This window comes from Flavobacterium flavigenum, assembly GCF_027111255.2.
Lineage (GTDB): Bacteria > Bacteroidota > Bacteroidia > Flavobacteriales > Flavobacteriaceae > Flavobacterium > Flavobacterium flavigenum.
Genome location: NZ_CP114285.2, coordinates 1,437,370 through 1,455,596, shown reverse-complemented (window position 1 = coordinate 1,455,596; position 18,227 = coordinate 1,437,370). Strand labels below are relative to the sequence as shown.

General features: G+C 34.4%; 13 protein-coding genes and 1 pseudogene. 9 read left to right on the top strand and 5 right to left on the bottom strand.

The genetic code is table 11. The annotated features are described in order from the left end of the window. Window positions 1–367: 367 nt before the first annotated feature. Window positions 368–3,640 (bottom strand): TonB-dependent receptor domain-containing protein, encoded by a 3,273-nt coding sequence (locus OZP09_RS05395; RefSeq protein WP_281310423.1) that lies wholly within the window; start codon window positions 3,638–3,640, stop codon window positions 368–370. Between the two features lie 49 nt (window positions 3,641–3,689). Continuing rightward, window positions 3,690–4,727: a FecR family protein gene (locus OZP09_RS05390; RefSeq protein WP_281310422.1), complete on the bottom strand. Its 1,038-nt coding sequence runs from the start codon at window positions 4,725–4,727 to the stop codon at window positions 3,690–3,692. Between the two features lie 306 nt (window positions 4,728–5,033). Here OZP09_RS05390 and OZP09_RS05385 point away from each other — a divergent pair, with 306 nt between their 5' ends. After that, window positions 5,034–5,663 carry an RNA polymerase sigma factor gene (locus tag OZP09_RS05385; protein ID WP_269236903.1) on the top strand — a complete coding sequence of 210 codons (630 nt, stop codon included), beginning with the start codon at window positions 5,034–5,036 and terminating at the stop codon, window positions 5,661–5,663. Between the two features lie 26 nt (window positions 5,664–5,689). On the opposite strand, the pseudogene OZP09_RS05380 reads toward OZP09_RS05385, so the two are convergent. Continuing rightward, window positions 5,690–6,199 (bottom strand): annotated as a pseudogene (locus OZP09_RS05380) (DUF4833 domain-containing protein). 475 nt (window positions 6,200–6,674) lie between these two features. Between OZP09_RS05380 and OZP09_RS05375 the strand changes: the two are divergent. From OZP09_RS05375 to OZP09_RS05350, 6 genes are all read left to right on the top strand, one after another. Further along, window positions 6,675–6,854 carry a hypothetical protein gene (locus tag OZP09_RS05375; protein ID WP_269236902.1) on the top strand — a complete coding sequence of 60 codons (180 nt, stop codon included), beginning with the start codon at window positions 6,675–6,677 and terminating at the stop codon, window positions 6,852–6,854. A 274-nt stretch (window positions 6,855–7,128) separates the two neighbouring features. After that, window positions 7,129–8,784: a sensor histidine kinase gene (locus OZP09_RS05370; protein ID WP_281310421.1), complete on the top strand. Its 1,656-nt coding sequence runs from the start codon at window positions 7,129–7,131 to the stop codon at window positions 8,782–8,784. After that, window positions 8,781–9,413, top strand: a complete 633-nt coding sequence (locus OZP09_RS05365) for a response regulator (RefSeq protein WP_269236900.1) — start codon at window positions 8,781–8,783, stop codon at window positions 9,411–9,413. Before OZP09_RS05370 ends, OZP09_RS05365 begins: the two co-directional genes overlap by 4 nt. A 115-nt stretch (window positions 9,414–9,528) precedes the next feature. Further along, window positions 9,529–9,849 carry a hypothetical protein gene (locus OZP09_RS05360; RefSeq protein ID WP_269236899.1) on the top strand — a complete coding sequence of 107 codons (321 nt, stop codon included), beginning with the start codon at window positions 9,529–9,531 and terminating at the stop codon, window positions 9,847–9,849. 646 nt (window positions 9,850–10,495) lie between these two features. Beyond that, window positions 10,496–10,939 carry a response regulator gene (locus OZP09_RS05355; protein WP_281310420.1) on the top strand — a complete coding sequence of 148 codons (444 nt, stop codon included), beginning with the start codon at window positions 10,496–10,498 and terminating at the stop codon, window positions 10,937–10,939. A gap of 11 nt (window positions 10,940–10,950) precedes the next feature. Next, complete coding sequence (locus tag OZP09_RS05350) at window positions 10,951–14,574, top strand: PAS domain-containing sensor histidine kinase (RefSeq protein WP_281310419.1); 3,624 nt, start codon at window positions 10,951–10,953, stop codon at window positions 14,572–14,574. An 87-nt stretch (window positions 14,575–14,661) separates the two neighbouring features. Here the strand turns inward: OZP09_RS05350 and OZP09_RS05345 are convergent, their stop codons facing one another. Continuing rightward, window positions 14,662–15,318, bottom strand: coding sequence for a 3-keto-disaccharide hydrolase (locus tag OZP09_RS05345; RefSeq protein WP_269236895.1), 657 nt, complete (start codon window positions 15,316–15,318; stop codon window positions 14,662–14,664). Window positions 15,319–15,579: 261 nt separating this feature from the next. Here OZP09_RS05345 and OZP09_RS05340 point away from each other — a divergent pair, with 261 nt between their 5' ends. Further along, window positions 15,580–16,686 carry a pectate lyase family protein gene (locus OZP09_RS05340; RefSeq protein ID WP_281310754.1) on the top strand — a complete coding sequence of 369 codons (1,107 nt, stop codon included), beginning with the start codon at window positions 15,580–15,582 and terminating at the stop codon, window positions 16,684–16,686. 201 nt (window positions 16,687–16,887) lie between these two features. Here the strand turns inward: OZP09_RS05340 and OZP09_RS05335 are convergent, their stop codons facing one another. Continuing rightward, window positions 16,888–17,268 carry a helix-turn-helix domain-containing protein gene (locus OZP09_RS05335; protein ID WP_281310418.1) on the bottom strand — a complete coding sequence of 127 codons (381 nt, stop codon included), beginning with the start codon at window positions 17,266–17,268 and terminating at the stop codon, window positions 16,888–16,890. Between the two features lie 183 nt (window positions 17,269–17,451). On the opposite strand from OZP09_RS05335, the gene OZP09_RS05330 reads away from it, so the two are divergent. Then, entirely contained in the window at window positions 17,452–17,841 is a 390-nt protein-coding gene (locus tag OZP09_RS05330) for a winged helix-turn-helix transcriptional regulator (protein WP_269236892.1), read from the top strand. Window positions 17,842–18,227: the final 386 nt, after the last annotated feature.

Below are 18,227 nucleotides of genomic sequence, written 5' to 3'. Positions count from 1 at the left end.
CCGGATCGTGTTACTGTTTAAAGGATACTCGCCTCTGTATCCCCCGCGACTTGGTTATGCTTCTCACTTTGCATTGCCAGAGGCAGGGCTCTGCAAAGCGTCTCTTCCTATTTCCGTTACCAGTCTGAGCGATTCTGGTAAAGGTTCCGTTTTTTCTACTGTATCTCTGGGACTACCGATGGTGCACTCATCGATAAACTTTTGGATTACAGCCCATCAGGATGCGGAAAAACCTGTACAATGGCGCATTATGTTAATTATGAATTTTCATTGTTATTCAATTTTCTTACTGATATTTACCCAAAATAAATGTCGTATTTGTATGTATCTGAAGCAGTTTCAGTACAATAGGTTAAATAGGATCCTTCTAAAAACTATAATTCATATTCAAACTGAAAGTTGTTCCTCTATGAGCCCTGAACATTAGCTCGTCTGTATCTTTATCGTATTTTTTTGATGTTCCCGGTGATAGTATGTATCGATCTCTTATAGCCGTATTGTCTTCCTGACCCCAATTAGGATTGTCGGTTTTATAGCTCAGGTAATTGTTATAGGTCTCTATTGGTGTATTAAACAGGTTTTTTATATTAAATTTTACCTGAAAGTTTTTGTCTTTCAGGAAACGATAACTCAATTGTACATCGGTAGTACTGTATGGCCGCTGAATTTCTTCATCTTGATAATCATAACCCACCGTAATGTATTGGTCCCCTTTTGCATTCTGGACAATATTGAGCCCAAGGCGTTCCCCATCATAAGCAAATCCCAGATTGTATGCCCAAGGCGTTTGCCCATACATGGGTCTATTGGCCTTATAGGTTGGGGCATCTGCCTGCCCGTAATTCCCTAATTTGTCTATGTATCCTGTAACTTTGGTATCGTTAAAGGTAAAGTTGGCACTCACAAAAAACTTATCCAAAAAAGGGTTTTGTCCTATAAAACCAAAACTTTTTCGTATTTCAGCTTCAAAACCAGTTAAAACCGCCTGTTTAGAATTTCCCACATATAAGTCCAGGCTTCCTTCAGGAGATCTATGCCCGATACGTTCAATAGGATTTATAAATTTCTTATGGTAAACTCCAAAAGAGAGTATCTCGCCTAGTCCCGGAAACCATTCCCACTTAAAATCATAATTATTCACGATAGTAGATAGTACACCGGCATTAATTATTTTTGCTGAAGCAAGAGGATCATAAAACGGAATAGCGGTGCGTTCCTGAAACGACGGTCGAATCACAGCTTTGTTATATGCTAATCTAAAATTCATTTTGGTAGTGGGGCTATAGGTAAAATTTGCCGAAGGCAAAAACTCCCACAGTTTGTCGTCTAACTGCTTCTCATCAAAGTCATCTTCTACTATATTCTCCCGTTGTGTTTGCAGCAGTTCGTATTTATAGTATTCTGCCCTTGCCCCCCATACAAGCCTCCATTGGGTGTTTATACGCTGATCAAACATCAGGAAAGGAGCGTGCTGGCTAACTTTGCCGTGGTATTTTCCACCATAATAACGCGGTACAGCCCATCCTACTTGTCCTGGCTCATAATGGGTGCCATCTAATAGCTCGGTTAACGAACTAAGGATTAAAGTAGTTCTTTCGTTAGCAGGAAGATTAGGACGATTTTCATCTACTTTCAGGCTTGCAGAACTCTGCTGGTTCGTATTCTCTCTCAACGCACCAAAATATCCTGCCTTAATGGTATTTTTAAAATACTCTTTATTGAGTTGCAAGGCAATATTTGCCCCAAAATTATAATCCTCTGAATCGTTGTCGATATTTTGTCTGATAATCCCCGGACTCGAATTATAGATAAGGTAATAAGAATACATTTCATTTCCTGAGAATCCGTAATACTTTAAATTGGTTGTAAAGTCTTTTAAATCATATTCAACTGCCGTGCGTGCACCAAACCAGTTCAAATCTATCGTATTTCCCAGTTTGTGATTTCCTTCCAGTTTATTCTGTAACAATTGCTGATACACAGGGTAATTGTATTGAACTGTTCTGGGTAAAGCAATCGATTCGACACCCTTCCCTTCCGGCAATACTCCAGTATAAAAATAATTGTATGAATCATCTGAAGCGGTATCTCCTTGTTCATTCCAACCCGTTATCTGTGTAAGGCTAATATCTGCTGTATGGGTATAGGAATTACGGAAAGAAAACCTGTTTCTTCCCAACTGTAGCCCAAAATTCAGCATTCCTGCTACTGTTGAACTAGTTGTATAACTTACTCCCTTGTTTTTGTAATCAAAAAAATCTGTTGGAGCAGTATCATCGACTCTAAACGCATTATACATCCAGTTCGAACGCGCAGTATGGTCTATATCTAAGATGGTTTGTTCGTATTTAGAACTTATTGCTCCGGCAAAACCCCATTTGTTATCATTTTTTAATTCGAATTTTTTACCAAATGCCAGTTGAAAACTTGAGCCAGGGTCAGCTTTAGTTTTGTATGTGGTAAAATTATCGTTGGTAAACCGTTTGGATTGCTCAAAGAAATTCTCATCATTAAAATCTGATCTTTCAAGCCCTTTTGGAAAATTCCTTGTGCCATCATCATATCCAAAATAATCGTATTTTCCGTTTTGTCGGGAAAGGAATGGCTTAAAGGCAGATAGGGTATTGTAGGAAGATCCCCAACTGAAAGAGAAAAAATCTTTATTCGGAATATCTTTTGTTTTTATTTCTATATAACCACCAGCAAAACTGGCATTCATATCAGGTGTAGCTGTTTTGCTTACCACAATACTTTCTACCATTGCAGTTGGAATTATATCGAAAGAGAATTGGTTGTTGTAATCCGTACTCGGCAATACTATTCCATCCATCACGGCAGTATTCCATCTCTCCCCCAAGGAGCGCACTACCACAAATTTGTCAGCTATTGTTGTTACTCCGGTAATACGTTTTAGTGAAGCTGCTATATCGCTATCAGGAGTTTTGGCTATTTGCTCAGCAGAAATACCATCGCTCATTTGAGCCGCTTTTTGTTGTTGTCTAAATAATCCATCTGTAGAGGCAGCTGTCTTTTTGTAAGTACTGGTTACTACTACTTCACTTAAAGATTGGTCAGCGTTGTCTTTTAAAGCAATGTTTAAAGAGGTTGTGTTATTTTCGGTTACGACCAGGTCGGTAATTCGTTGTGTTTGAAACGAAATATACCTTGCCTCCAGAATATATTTACCGGATTGCAATGAAAATGAATAAGTACCATCATTACCAGATATAGTTGTTAGGTTTGTTGTTCCTGTTATTTGTAGGGTTGCGCCGGGAAGCGGTACGCCTTGACTGTCTGTAACAGTTCCTTTAATGCTTCCCGGCTGCTGCTTTTTTACAGGAACTGCCTTTTTCACAATAATATAGGAACTACCACTTCTTTTAAATGTGAAGTTTGTTGAGGATAAAGAGGACTGTAAAATTTGTTCCCATGTTTGATTTTTGGCTTTGTAGGCTGGGACATTTATTCCTTTTACCAAATTCAAATCAAATAAGATATTGATTTTGCTTTCTTGTGCCATTTTTGTAAGTCGCTTGTCTAATGTTTCAGCAGAAAATTCTTTGTTTAAAGTTTGTGCCTGTAAATTGCTAATTGTAAAAATTTGTAATAATATAATTGCTATAAAGAAACGTTTGTACATTGTGTGCTTGTTGATTGTTGCTAATTTTATGTTTTATGTTTGTCGAATTTTAATAGAGAATCACTTTCCCAGATTGACTGAGGTCATACTTAATGTTATACAGTAAACTAATACCATCCAGAACTTCTTTCAGACTGACATCGGTACGGAAAGATGAACTGAGTAATTTTCCGTCGAGTTTATTGTTTTTAATTTCAACGGTTACATTAAAATGTTGCTTCAAACGTAGTTTAAGCTCTTTAGCATTGGCTCCATTCATGACTAATCGGTTTTCCATCCAGGATGCGGCATCTTCCCAGTTGGCTTCACTTTTTACAGTGCTTCCCGTTGCCTTGTTAACTGTTATTTGTTTGTTTTTAGTGAATACGCCTAACAAATTACCCTGATGCTTCACTTGTACTTTTCCATCTCGCACCGATACCGACGTTTCATCTAATTCTTTATAGGCTTTGATGTTGAAAGAGGTTCCTAATACGGTAGTTTGTAAACCACTACTATGAATGATAAAGGGTTTTTCGGGGTTTTTGGTAATTTCAAAAAAAGCTTCACCTTCTTCAAGCCAGAATTCGCGATTTTCGGTATTAAATTCTTTTTTTATTATGGCTACCTTAGTATTGCTATTCAGGTGTATTACAGAACTATCAGGTAATGTTACTTCTATATGCTCTCCTGTTTTGGATTCAAAATAGGTTTTGTTGTCGGCATATTGTTGTAAATCTTTGTTCTGAATAGTTTCTTTAGAAGTATAAAAGTAAGTTCCGATACCTGCAAACACAATTACCGCTGCCGCTACAGCATATTTGATAAACAGATTTAAACGAATTACTTTTTGTTTTACAATTGGTTTTGTCGTTTCCTGTTCAAAACCAAATTCGGCAGTCAATCTTTGCCAAACAGTGTTACAGCCTTCTTTTACTTCTGTTTCCGTAGCATTATAAGCCGTTTCTCCTGAATCTGCATTCCAATTTTCTATTATTTCTTTTTCTTTTTCAGTTGCCTGACCATTAGCATAGCGTTCGAATAGTTGGACCAGCCAGTTTATTGTATCCTGTTTGTTATTGAAGAACTTCCTATTACTTTTATCCATATTTAAAATTGTTTTAAAGCAATGCTGATTTGCTTATATAAGATAATCGTATAGGGAAGGATCTTTTTCTTTTGGAAATTTATTACTAATTAGTTACGAATGCGTTAAGCATGTGTTAATAGCGCAAAGGCAAAGGCTTGATGTAAGTATTTGTTATTTTTGTAATCCCTCATTTTTAAAGTATTCTGTATAAAAAGAAAAGGTTAAGAACTTTTTTTTGTCAGATAAAGAATGTGTTTGGTTGATTTTGATTCTTACATTTGAGCTTATAATGTTGTTACCTTTACAGTGATTTTATACCAGATTATGAAACGATCAGATAGACACCTCTTGGAATTGATTGCAGAAAAGGATGAAAAATCTTTTAACGAGTTTTACAAAAGGTATTCGTCATTATTATATAAATGGGCTCTTAACCGGATTGGCAATGCAGACATTGCTAGCGATATTGCTCAGGATTTCTGGTCGACTTTATGGCTCAACCCTCAAAAGATCAAAACTAATAGTGAGGGATCTGCTAAAAATTTCATACTTCATTTTTATACTTTTAGGATATTAGATTACCTAAGAGCTAACAAGAAACAAAAGGAGAAAACAGTTGTAGGAGAAGAACAGTTGAATGCTCTTGAAAATACGTTGTCCTATACTCATATTTTAGAGGATATACAGGAGCAGGAAATATATGCTCTTATAGACGAGGTGTTACTTGATTTGCCTGAACTAACCCGACAGGTATTTGAATACAGATGGCGGAAACAATATTCTATTAAGGAAACATCCAAAAAATTGGATTTGGATGAAAAAGGAGTTTATAACCGAACGTTTGTGGCTCTTACAGCTATTCGTAATAAAGTTAATGTTATGCTTGAAGATGAAAAAGGAATTGATAATCCTGAAACGCTTTTAGGGCTGGCAGTTTTGTTGAATTTATTTTAGCTTTGTTGAATTTTGATCTTGGAATTTTAATTTAATACTATTCTTTCCGTAATATTTTTATTTGAAGAAGTATCAATTCCGGTAACTTCGGCATACTTTACATTGGGTACCCAAAAAGAACCTCCTTCAATGCTTACAAATATTTTTTCTACCTGTATTTTTTTCTGGTTTATATTTACAAAAACATGATATTTTTGATCTGAATCTAGCTTTTTCAGGGTTAAAGGCAACTTTTTGTACGATACAAATTGGATTTCAAACTCTTCACTATTTACCGTTTTACTTTCTATTCCGTATACAATTTGCTTTGGATATAATTAAAATCTTTTTTCTCCTTTCTCAGTATATCGAATTCAATACGCTTTTATAGTATTGCTATTGTTTATTTTTCCATTTTCATGGTAGTTTAGGGCATAAATCGCAGTGTTTATATTGGGATCACGCTGAATGTAAAATAGTATATTCTCTATATCTTTCGGTGTTGGAAAATGTAATGGCGATGGATAGTTTTTCGATTGTGCTGATCGATTTTCCAATGCCTTTGCTGGCGATGTTAATTAAGGCATACGGTTTCGTCTTTTCAGTCCTTTTTATTAATTTGAGTATCAAATGTAAAGATTAATTATACGTAACGCTATATAAATGTTCGCATTTATCTTGTTTACTGGCATTGTATATTTGTGCTTTTTTTTATATTTTAGCTATGAAGACGCATTTTTTCTTTCATATTAAATCGTTATGACTGATAACACAAAAAGTAATAAAAATGAACAATTGTAGTCAGTCATAAATGCATCCATGAAATTAACAGAAAACTAAGATCTTTTTCAGGCCGTTTTTAACTCCGTATCAAACGGTATAGCAGTATTAGAGTCTCTTTATGACAGCACAGGTAAGATTGAAGACTTTTCAATTCTGCTACTCAATAATTATATCCTTAATTGGGTAGGGGATACAGACTATAAAGGAAAGTCATGCAGCAATGTTTTTCCTATGGTAAAAGAGACTGGTATGCTTACTAAATTTATTGAGGCAGCAGAAACCGGAATCACAGCCAAATTTGAAACTTCATATGAAATAGGGGATATAAAGTATTGGTTTTGTTTTACTGCTGTAAAGCAGCATGAAATATTAGTCGTCACAACGGATGATATTACCGAAAGTAAACGGTCTGAAAGAGCCCTAAGTTAAGCATTGGATAAAGCAGAAAAACAAAAAAGACCCCACGCTTCGCAAAGTCTGAAAAAGACTTTGCATAATTTTTAAAATGACATTACAATTGTAAAAGTCTAAAAAGTTTCCTGATTTTTAAGGCCGATACCTTGTTAAGCCGATAACACATTTAATTAAATCTAAAGAATCACATAGAGGTTAGCAGAACTATTGCTTCAAAGTTTCTTTTAAAGCACTAAACGAAGTATATTTACAAATACTAATCTGGTTATATCTTTAAAAGTAGATTTTAATGAACATCAAAACATTAATACTGATCATAATTAATAGTTTAATTGCGCTGGTAATTGCTTTATTGTCTTTTTCTTCGTACCAGCAGTTTTCAAATGTTTTGAACGATCGTATTTTGCTGCAGTTAAATTCTATCAAAACACTCAAGCAAAACCAGATCGAACATTTACTAAAATCAGAATGGGAGCGATTTGAATCTTCTGAATTGTATGGACAGAAAATTGACACTACTGTTTTAAAACTTCCGGAAAGCATTAAAAAGAGTAACGGAATTTACGATTTTACAACCTATCATATTGCTAAAAAGACAACCATAGGCTTTGTCTCAAACTCTAAAAAAGGCATAAGTATTAAAGTTTTAGACTACAATAAAATCAAACAAATACTCCTTGAACGTACCGGAATGGGGGATAGTGGTGAATCCTATCTGGTGGGCAGTGATTTTAGAATGCGGTCTCAATCCCGTTTTTATCCCAATAAAACCCCTTACACCATATTGGTTAAAACAAAAGGTGTAATCAATGCTTTTAAAGGGATAAATGGCAGAGGTGTTTTTGAGGATTACAGAGGGATTGATGTCTATAGTGTGTACAGTCCAATAGTAGTTCAGAATTTAAAAATGGTAATTCTGTCTGAAATCGATGTTGATGAGGTGACACTTCCGTTAAAAGAATTAAGGCAAAGACTTGTAGGACTCACTCTCGGTATTTTTTTACTGGGTGTTATGCTTTCTCTTTTTCTGACAAGATTTATTACGAACCCCATTAAGAACATGCAAAAAAGTCTCCGGATTATGGCAGAAGGAGATTATAACCAGACCAATGAATTCATAAAAAATTCGAAGGAAATAAAGGAAATGTTTGATGCGCTGGCCAATTTGAAAGCCTCTTTGCAGGGTGCCGTAAAATTCTCTGATGATATTGGAAAAATGAATCTCCATACCGATTTTAAGCCTAAAAGTCCGAATGATATGTTAGGAAAAAGTCTTTTGGCGATGCGGGATAAGCTGATAGAGTTCAGAAATAATGATGAAAACACCAGAATACAATCCACACGCATGTTGGTAAACGGTCTGGAAGATGAAAGGCGCAGGCTTTCGCGTGAGCTCCACGATGGTGTAGGGCCTTATCTAACGTCTTTAAAATACTACATTGAAAACAGGGTCAAAAATGAACTGAAAAAAGCAGAAATGAAAAAAATTGTGGATGAAACTATTTCTGAAATCAGGCTGATGTCGAATGCCCTGATGCCTGCTTCAATAGATGATTTTGGGGTTGGAGTGACCTTAACTAATTTTATCGAAAGCCTCAAAAAATCGACAAATGTGACTATTGAATATGAGGATTTAACCCAACAGGACAATTCTAATATTACCAATCATCAGGCAATTAATCTGTTTAGAATAGCACAGGAACTGATTAACAACACTTTAAAACATGCTGGTGCAAAAAATATCCGGATCACACTTTCAGAGTTTGATGAGTTTATTTCTCTTTTTTATTTTGATGATGGAATCGGTTTTGACCTCAATACCGTTAAATTAGGCTTAGGAATTATTAACATTAAAGAACGTGTAGAAATTTGCAATGGTACAATTGTAATCAATGCAGTTCCCGGAAACACAACCTTTGAAATCGAGTTACCTATAGAATTATGAAAGAAATCAAATTAATAATAGCTGACGATCATGAACTTTTCCGTAACGGACTTGCTGAGCTCCTCAGAAAGCATGATGATATAAAAATTGTTCAAAGCGTTGGTGATGGTATTCAGTTTATGGAGCTTATCCATACTAACTTTGAAGCTGATATTGTATTGTTGGACATCACTATGCCCAATATGGATGGTTTTCAGGTTTTAAAAGAACTAAATAACACTGCTTCTGACATAAAACCTATTGTGATTTCGATGCACAATGATGGAAATTATATCGCAAAATGTGCTAAAATGGGGGCTTACGGCTACCTGTTAAAAAATACAGATGAATCTGAATTAATTCTGGCAATAAGAAGCGTTAGTCTTGGAAAAAAATATTTTAGTGCTGAAATCTCTGAAAAAATGATCAACTTTATGTCAACACAAAGCATCAGTGAGGATATTTTGTCTAATAAAGAAACCGAAGTTTTAGGGTTAATTTCGAAGGGACTGACTACTAAAGAAATTGCGGCTCAGCTATTTGTAAGCTCACGGACCATAGAAACCCATCGTGCTAATATTTTAAAAAAGCTAGAAGTAAAAAATACTGCCGAACTTATTAAAAAAGCAGCAAAAATGAATTTAATATAATAAAGTTAGAAGTTTTTTATCCGTATAAATACGGATGCAAATTGGGTAGATTCCCATAATCCTAAAAGACTGTTACCAATTGTAAATTTATAAAAAACAATAAACGGTAATAGTTATGAAAAATATAGCATTAATATTAGGGGTTTTATTTATTTCTTTTGGTGCATTTGCACAGGAGAAACCGAATGTAAAACAAAGTGATTTAAAAGGTCCGGCATTTAAAAATTATAAAGTTTGGGAGCACGAAACAGTGGCAACTAAAATATATGCTGAAAATAATAAAACATCACTTCAGGGACCTGCATATAAAAACGAGCAACCAGTGAGAGAAACTCCAAAAGAAAATCTGGCTGAAGTTAAAATAGGCAATTCAGAAAGACAAAAATTAACAGGACCAGCGTATAAAAACTTTGGACCCTGGAGTAAAAATTGGTAATGAATCAAGAACTGAATGAGATAATCCAGATGTTTGCCACTGTGTAATATTTGATTCAATTGAGATTATAAAGTGAATTAGGCTGTCCAAAAGTAATTTTTGGATAGCCTTTTTTGTTTCTCCTGCTTGGTAATAATTCTATTTTTGCAGACACAATTATATTAAATTCCCAACCTGCTTTTTCTGCGATATGCTTTACAAAATCTATATTTTGTTCATTCCTGCTATATCCTCGTTATCCAGCGATGTAACAATAACTTTCAACCTTTGTTCGCAGTTGAATAGTTTTATGTCAGCCATGAAAGCCTGATATCCCTGTAAGTAAAACTGTTTATTGATGAAATTTTAATACATTTTAATTGATTAACAAAAGTAACTTTCCGACCGGTAGTTAGCATTTATTAAAAACGATAAATTTGGAAAATATAATATACTTCTTAGAATATTACTTTTAAGATAAAATACAAGAAGTTCTTTCGTGTTTTATCCAAATGGATTTAATTTATAACTATAGTATTGATTACAGATATTAAAATTAGTTTTATCTTAGCTGTTATGAAAAGTTTTAATTCGGATTTATTAAAAAACACACATAGAGGTCTGAAAAGAAATGGATATCAAAATAATTAATTTATCCTCCATAAAAATGAACAAACAGATTTACAATCTTCTATTAGCTGACGATGATGATGATGATTGTATTTTTTTTAAGGAAGCACTTGATGAGCTTCCGCTTTCTACAACACTTGAAACAGTTCATGATGGAGTAGAACTTATGTATCATTTGGGAAATGCAGCTAATTTACCAGATATACTTTTTCTGGATTTAAATATGCCACGCAAAAACGGACATGAATGTCTGGCAGAAATTAAGAACATTGAGGAGTTTAAAAACCTTCCTGTCATTATTTTTTCAACGTCTCTTGATAGTAAAATCGTCGATTTGCTCTATGACATGGGCGCGACTCATTATATTCGTAAACCCGGTGATTTTTCAAAATTAAAAAAAGTAATTTCAGGTGCACTCACAAAAGCATCCGAAAGCAGCTTTAAACAGCCAGCAAGAGCGCAATTTATTCTTCAATACTAATCGTTTTTTCTATGGGCTTTACTGATCAGGAATATTATTTTTTGGCTGATGGAGGAGAAATGGGAGAATTGATTCGCTCCAAAGACTGGAGTAAAACATCCATAGGAAATCCTGATACATGGCCGCAAAGTCTTCGTACAGCAGTATCAATAGTGCTCAATAATCCTTTTGGAATGTATATAGCATGGGGCAATGATTACACGCAGTTATACAATGATGCTTTTCGTCCTATTTTGGGATCGTCTAAACATCCCGATGCTTTGGGAATAAGCTCAAAAAAAACATTCTCAGAAATCTGGGAGACGATAGGAGCAATGTTTCATGATGTAATGAACGGAAATGCGGTTAGTTTTCCTGATTTTAAGGTGGTGTTGAACAGACATGGTTTCGATGAAGATTGTTATTTCGATTTTTCTTACAGTCCTATAAAAAAAGAAAATGGAGAAGTAGGTGGTGTTTTGGTAACCGTAATCGAAACTACAGAAAAGAAAAAAGCAGCTGAAGCATTAAAGGAAAGTAATGAAAGGTTTATAAATAATATCATGCAGGCGCCTGTGCCTATGTGTGTATTTAGGGGCAAAGATCATATTGTGGAAATTGCAAATACACAAATGATTCAGTTAATGGGTATCGAAGCTGAAAAAGTAATAAACCAGCCTATTTTTAAAGTTTTGCCACAATCAAAAGCAGTAGAAGACATTTTAGACGATGTTTTTAGTACAGGCAAAAATTTTGTTGCGAATGAACAGCTTGTACAGTTAATACGAAATGATAATACAGAAAGCAGGTACGTTAATTTCGTATATGAAGCGCTTACGGAACCAAATGGCACAATTTCAGGAGTTGTAGCAATTGCAATTGAAGTTACGCCACAGGTTTTAGCTCGTTCTAAAGTAGAGGAAAGTGAGCAAAAAATAAGGCAATTAGTAGAAAATGCACCGTTTCCCATTGGTGTTTATGTTGGAAAAGAGATGCGCATCGAACTCGCCAATCAGTCTATTATGGATATTTGGGGAAAAGGAAATGATGTAATAGGAAAATTATATAAAGAAATTCTGCCAGAACTTGAAAATCAACATGTTTTTGAACAGCTAAATACTGTTTTTGAAACGGGGGAATCTTTTCACAGTAAAAATACCAGGTTAGATCTCACAATAGAAGGTAAATTAGAAACTTTTTACTTTAATTACAGCTTTACCCCATTGTATGATACAAATGGAAAGATATATGGGGTGATGAATACAGGTGTCGATTTGACTGATTTGAATCTTGCCAAGAAAAAAATAGAAGAGGCAGATAAACGTTTTAGAAATACAGTTAAGCAGGCTCCGGTTGGAATTACGATTCTGAGAGGACATCAATATGTAGTAGAAATGGCCAATGAGGCCTATCTAAAATTAGTAGATAAGAAAGAGGATACTTTTGTAGGCAAACCTTTATTTGAATCTTTGCCCGAAGTGGAAACAACAGTGAGTTCATTGCTGGAAAATGTTTTAAAAACGGGAATTCCATATCATGGAAACGAAGTACCGGTTCCCTTAAACCGTTTTGGGAAACTCGAGATTTCTTATTTCGACTTTCTTTATTATCCATTAAAAGAAGAAGATGGTACTATTTCAGGTATTATTGTAACTGTTACTGAAGTAAGCGAAAAAGTACTGGCGCGTAAAAAAATAGAACAGAATGAAGAGAGATTGAATATTATAGTTGAAGCCAGCGAACTCGGTACCTGGGAACTGAATATAAAAACTAAAGAGCTACTTTATTCTGAAAGATATCTCGAAATTATTGGCGGATATAAAGAAAATGTTAATCTAACACACCAACAGCTGTTAGAACATCTTCATCCGGATGATATGCACCTTAGAAATATAGCCTTTAAAGAAGCACTCATTTCAGGAAATCTCAATTATGAAGCCCGTTTGATCTGGAAAGATAAATCCATTCACTGGATGGAAGGAAAGGGAAAAGTATTTTATGATGAAAATGGTAATCCCGAAAAGCTGATTGGAACAGTCAGGGACACTACAGCCGAGAATAAACATCAGGAGGCAATAGAAGAAAGCGAAAAAAGATTCCGCTCCTTAACAGAGAGTCTTCCACAGCTAATCTGGGAAACCGATGAAAAAGGGAATGCATTATTTACCTCAGGAAAATGGTTTGAATATACAGGGATTCATCCGGGAAAAGATGACAGTTGGGAAAAGATGATACATCCGGAAGATTTGGATGAAAATACTAAAATATGGCACCATTGCTTAACAACGGGAGAAAGGTACAGAGCTGATGTAAGGATAAAAAGCAAAACCGGAACTTACAGATGGCATGCAGCAATTGGCGAGCCTATTCGAAATGAAAACAATGAAATCATTAAATGGGTTGGGGCATTTACAGATATTCACGCCGATAAAGCTTTTGCTCATGAACTGGAAGAGCAGGTTAATGCACGCACAAGAGAATTAAACCTGATGAATGAATCACTTAGAAAAAGTGAGCAGCGTTATCATTTGATGGTAGAAGAAGTTCAGGACTATGCTATTTTGTATTTGAATCATGAAGGGATTGTGGAGAATTGGAACATCGGTGCCGAAAAGATTAAAGGATATAAAAGTGAAGAAATTATAGGACAATCTTTTTCTGTTTTTTACACAGAAGAAGACCGAAAAAATAACCTTCCCCACAAAGTGCTTCAAATAGCCCGCGAGAAAGGCAAAGCAATCCATGAGGGATGGCGTGTTAGAAAAAATGGGACACTATTTTGGGCAAGTGTTGTCATCACGGCTGTACATAATAAAAAAAAGGAGGTTATAGGTTTTTCAAAAGTGACACATGACCTTACAGAAAAAAAACAAGCCAATGACAAATTGAAACAAAATGCTCTGGAGCTCGAACAAAAAAATATAGAACTGGAACAAATGAATAAAGAACTCCAGTCTTTTGCCTATATATCAAGCCATGATCTGCAGGAACCTCTCCGAAAAATACAGACTTTTGCAACCCAGATTATAGAAAAGGAATCGGATAATTTGTCAGATTTTGGAAAAGACAAATTTCAAAGAATGCAGAATGCAGCTCAGCGAATGCAAACCCTGATTAATGATCTTTTAGCCTATTCAAGAACCAATGTTCAGGAACGAATATTCGAAAAAACAGATTTATCAAAGATTATAGATGAGGTAGAAGAAGACCTCAAAGAAGAACTAGAACTAAAGAAAGCTGTTATAGAAAAGGGTCAAACCTTTAAAGTTGACCTTATTCCTTTTCAGTTTAGGCAATTGTTGTATAATTTAGTGAGTAATGCGATTAAGTTTTCTAAGCCGGAAGTTTTCCCGGTAATAAAAATTAATTGCGAAATAATTAAAGGATCAGCACTGGGAAATAAAAAAGCACAAGATACTATTGACTATTGTCATATCAGCATCTCAGATAACGGTATTGGTTTTGATCAGCAATATAGTGCAAAGATATTTGAAGTGTTTCAGCGTTTACACGGAAAACTGGAATACACAGGAACCGGAATAGGTCTTGCCATTGTAAAAAAGATAGTAGAAAACCATAACGGATTTATTACTGCAAGCGGTGAGCAAAATAAAGGTGCCACTTTTAATATTTATATTCCTGTAAATGAAGAATAGTATAAAAATTTGAAAATAAAGTTGTTGGGATATTTTTTTCTTATGAATTCTATAGTAAAATGAATCAGAAAATATAAAATCCTAGGTTTACTCTTCAGATATATTTTTAATAACGATATTTCTGAAATCAATAGGTGAACTTTCGTAATTTAAAGAAATTTTACCTTCTGTTGCGGTTGCTTCCGTACATTCGTTTACCAGTTTGCCATTCAAATATTGTGTGATTTTTCCATTGAAAGATTTGATTACAATAGAATTCCATTCACCGTAAGGCTTTTCGTTTTCAATAAATTTGGCAGAAGTTACGCTTGCGCCTGCCTCAATTAGTTTCCCGTTTACTTTTGCAGTTACCTGATCTAAAAAGATAAAGTCGCCGGTAGTATTTTCTTTAATTTGAAACTGAATTCCTTTTGGCCAGATCTTATCAGGGTAATCTGCAGGAATATTGTACATAACACCGCTGTTTTTCTTGTTTTTTGTTTTAAACTTTTCTTCGATATTCCATCGGTATTCTAAACTCAGTTCAAAATTTTTATAGCTTTTTTTAGACATCAGATAACTGTTTGTTTCACCGTACATCCTGATTAAGCCATCTGAGAATTCATAAACTTCTGAAGGCTGCTGTCTTTCAGTACTGGTTTTTGTAAAAGCGTACCAGTCATCTGCTGACAGGCTTTTTTGTTGAACCGCGCATGAATTTAAAATAAAAAGAAAAGCTAAAGAAAAAGTTATTTTTTGGAACATAATGAGGATTTTAAAACAAAATTGATTCGGTATTATAGCGGTAAAAGTAAGCAATCAAGATTTATCAAATTTGGGTAAGACTATAATTTTTTTCAAAGAAAAATACTGATTTTGTGATTTAAAGTATACGCTTTTATTAAAAAATATTTCAGAATCAGGTGCTCATAAATTATTCCTAAAAGATTGAATTAGTTCAATAAATTAAACAAGGATTTCTGTAAAATTTGTACTATAAATTAAATAACCCTAAATCTATGAATGATGAAATTTAAAAAAATTATGCCATTGCTTTTTGCCTCATTTTTTTTTACTCTTTCCTGCAGTAACGAAGATAACGGCACTGTTAAAAATGAAAACTCACTAGCCTCAGTTACTACTGCGCCAAGTACTGCAAAAGTTGGCAATTGTAGTGAAGTTCCGGGCTGGGCTTCTCAAAATGGAGGAACCACCGGTGGTGGGAGTTCCCAGGAGACTGTTGTTGCTAATTATTCCAGTCTAAAAACAGCTATCGAAAACAGTAGTGTAAAAGTGATCAAAGTATCTGGTATTATCACAATTCCTGCTACTTCTGGCGGAAGATTACTGCTTCAGGGACAATCCGGAAAAACTATATATGGTGAAAGCGGGGCAAAACTGGTTTCAACAGATCAGACTACAGCAAATTCAGGAATTATTAATATAAAGAACTGTACGAACATTATCATAAGAAATTTAATATTTGAAGGCCCGGGTGCTTACGATACAGACGGATGGGACAATGCGATAATAGATAACTGCCAGAATGTTTGGGTTGATCATTGCGAATTCAGAGATGGCGTAGATGGTAATTTAGATATCAAAAATAAATCTGATTTTGTTACGGTATCTTATACAAAATTCACTTATTTGAAAACTCCAAAAGCAGGTGGTCCTGGCGGAACAGATGATCACAGGTTTTCAAATCTAATTGGCTCAAGTGACACGGCTACAGGAGATCGTGGGAAATTAAGAATTACTTTTGCAAGATGTTGGTGGGGACCTGGCTGTAAAGAGAGAATGCCAAGAGTAAGATTTGGAAAAGTGCACATTATAAACAGTTATTTTAGCAGTTCAGTAAGTAATAAATGCATTATGGCAGGCTTTGAAGCGGATATCAGAATCGAAAAAAATGTATTTGAAAGCGTTAATAAGCCTATTGATTTAATGACTGGTTTTACAGCTGTAACAGTCCTGGATAACAGTTTTCCTAATACCACAAATACTGTAAGCGGGAGTAATGCTTTTACACCCCCATATACTATCGTTACATTGCTTACAGCTGCTGTAAAAGCTGATGTTACGGCTAATGCCGGCGCAACTTTTACCGGCAATATTTGTGGTTCTTTTTAGAGTTAGCCCGTTAGTGTAATTTTAGTACATAGAAATGTACGTAATAATTATGGTAAAAAAAATGTATTGAATTAGACTTTGAATTACCTGACGAGCTACTTTTTTTGAAGCATATATTCGGTTTTTAAACTGTAATATATGCTTCTTAATTTATATAACAATCTACCTAAGACGAAAAGAATAACCAGTATGCGGATTGTATTAGTTCTTCTTTGCAGTATCAAGTTCATTAGTCTTATCTTCTAAAGCCTTTTCAAGAAGTTTTATTTTTTTCTGATAGATTTTATTAAGCTTGACAATAGCTTCAATTTCCTGAGTTTTTTCAACTTCAGTTTTAAAAGATATAGAACTTTGAAAATTAATAATGTCATCCACGCTTACTTCTAAAACAGCAGCTATTTTTAGTAAGCGGTTGTTTCCTAAAATAGTTTTTCCCTTTTCAATCTTATTATAACCTGACTGTGTTAATCCCAGTTGTCCGGCTACATATTCCTGGGTATAATTTTTTAATTCCCGTATATTCTTGATATTATTTAGTATAGCACTCCACATATGACAAAAATCGTGATAGTTATATTTCACAACAAACAAAAGTATACACATTTATGATTCAGAAATATAAACTTACCTCAAGGTAACTATAATATCATTTTTGATTATAATGAGATAAAATTTAAGCATACATATCCTACATAGCGAATGGTGAAAATATATATTTTTGATTTATTTATCAATAAAAAAAGTAACCCCAAATATTTGTGACCAATGATTATAACTGATGAAAGTGTCCCTGACGGGAATAATAGAAAAGAAAGGATTTTGAAATGTAAAACAGAAGTAGTTTCTATTATGGACGCTATTTACGTTATAGCAGGTAGTAAATGGAGAATCCCCATTACAATAGCGCTCATGGAAGGAAATAGAAGATTTGGCGAGATTATGAAAGAGATTCCAAAAATTACTTCTAAAGTATTGGCACAGCAATTAAAGGAAATGGAACTCAACGGTTTTGTTGAAAAAAAGATTTTTACAGATAGTGCAATCAGAACTGAGTATGAACTCACGGAATATAGCTGGTCAGTAAAGCCGGTAATCCTCGCGCTAAGGGATTTTGGAATCAGTCATCGTGAAAAACTTAGACAGGAAATACTGTGAAAATATAATTTTAATATGGTTATCTAATAAGGAATTAAATGCAATTTTTTTCTTATTTATATTCCTATAATTATTTGATCAGCCTATCCGGATAATCTAAGATAATTACAACGAAATCCTCAAAATCATTTTCTGGATTTGTTGCAAAATAAATCGAGTCCTTGCTTGACAGTTTATTCGTCTGCCATATCCCTAAATTTATCTCTTTAGCAAATGTTTCTGAATTTGCGTCATTAGAATTTATTTTAAAAACTAAATCCTTAAAGCCTTCTGGTTCGATCACAAACTCAGGATCAATTACAGTGGGTAAATAATAGAAATGAATTCTATTCCCGTGTTTTTGGGCTTTTACTTGGACATCTAGGTACCACTTGTTTATTTTAAAC

What these genes read in the sequence shown, in the direction of transcription:
- OZP09_RS05385 (WP_269236903.1), top strand. Translation starts at nt 5,034, where the DNA reads ATGAAACGATCAGATAGACACCTCTTGGAATTGATTGCAGAAAAGGAT.
- OZP09_RS05370 (WP_281310421.1), top strand. Translation starts at nt 7,129, where the DNA reads ATGAACATCAAAACATTAATACTGATCATAATTAATAGTTTAATTGCG.
- OZP09_RS05395 (WP_281310423.1), bottom strand. Translation starts at nt 3,640, where the DNA reads ATGTACAAACGTTTCTTTATAGCAATTATATTATTACAAATTTTTACA.
- OZP09_RS05365 (WP_269236900.1), top strand. Translation starts at nt 8,781, where the DNA reads ATGAAAGAAATCAAATTAATAATAGCTGACGATCATGAACTTTTCCGT.
- OZP09_RS05375 (WP_269236902.1), top strand. Translation starts at nt 6,675, where the DNA reads ATGCTTACTAAATTTATTGAGGCAGCAGAAACCGGAATCACAGCCAAA.
- OZP09_RS05360 (WP_269236899.1), top strand. Translation starts at nt 9,529, where the DNA reads ATGAAAAATATAGCATTAATATTAGGGGTTTTATTTATTTCTTTTGGT.
- OZP09_RS05345 (WP_269236895.1), bottom strand. Translation starts at nt 15,318, where the DNA reads ATGTTCCAAAAAATAACTTTTTCTTTAGCTTTTCTTTTTATTTTAAAT.
- OZP09_RS05390 (WP_281310422.1), bottom strand. Translation starts at nt 4,727, where the DNA reads ATGGATAAAAGTAATAGGAAGTTCTTCAATAACAAACAGGATACAATA.
- OZP09_RS05350 (WP_281310419.1), top strand. Translation starts at nt 10,951, where the DNA reads ATGGGCTTTACTGATCAGGAATATTATTTTTTGGCTGATGGAGGAGAA.
- OZP09_RS05330 (WP_269236892.1), top strand. Translation starts at nt 17,452, where the DNA reads ATGATTATAACTGATGAAAGTGTCCCTGACGGGAATAATAGAAAAGAA.
- OZP09_RS05355 (WP_281310420.1), top strand. Translation starts at nt 10,496, where the DNA reads ATGAACAAACAGATTTACAATCTTCTATTAGCTGACGATGATGATGAT.
- OZP09_RS05340 (WP_281310754.1), top strand. Translation starts at nt 15,580, where the DNA reads ATGAAATTTAAAAAAATTATGCCATTGCTTTTTGCCTCATTTTTTTTT.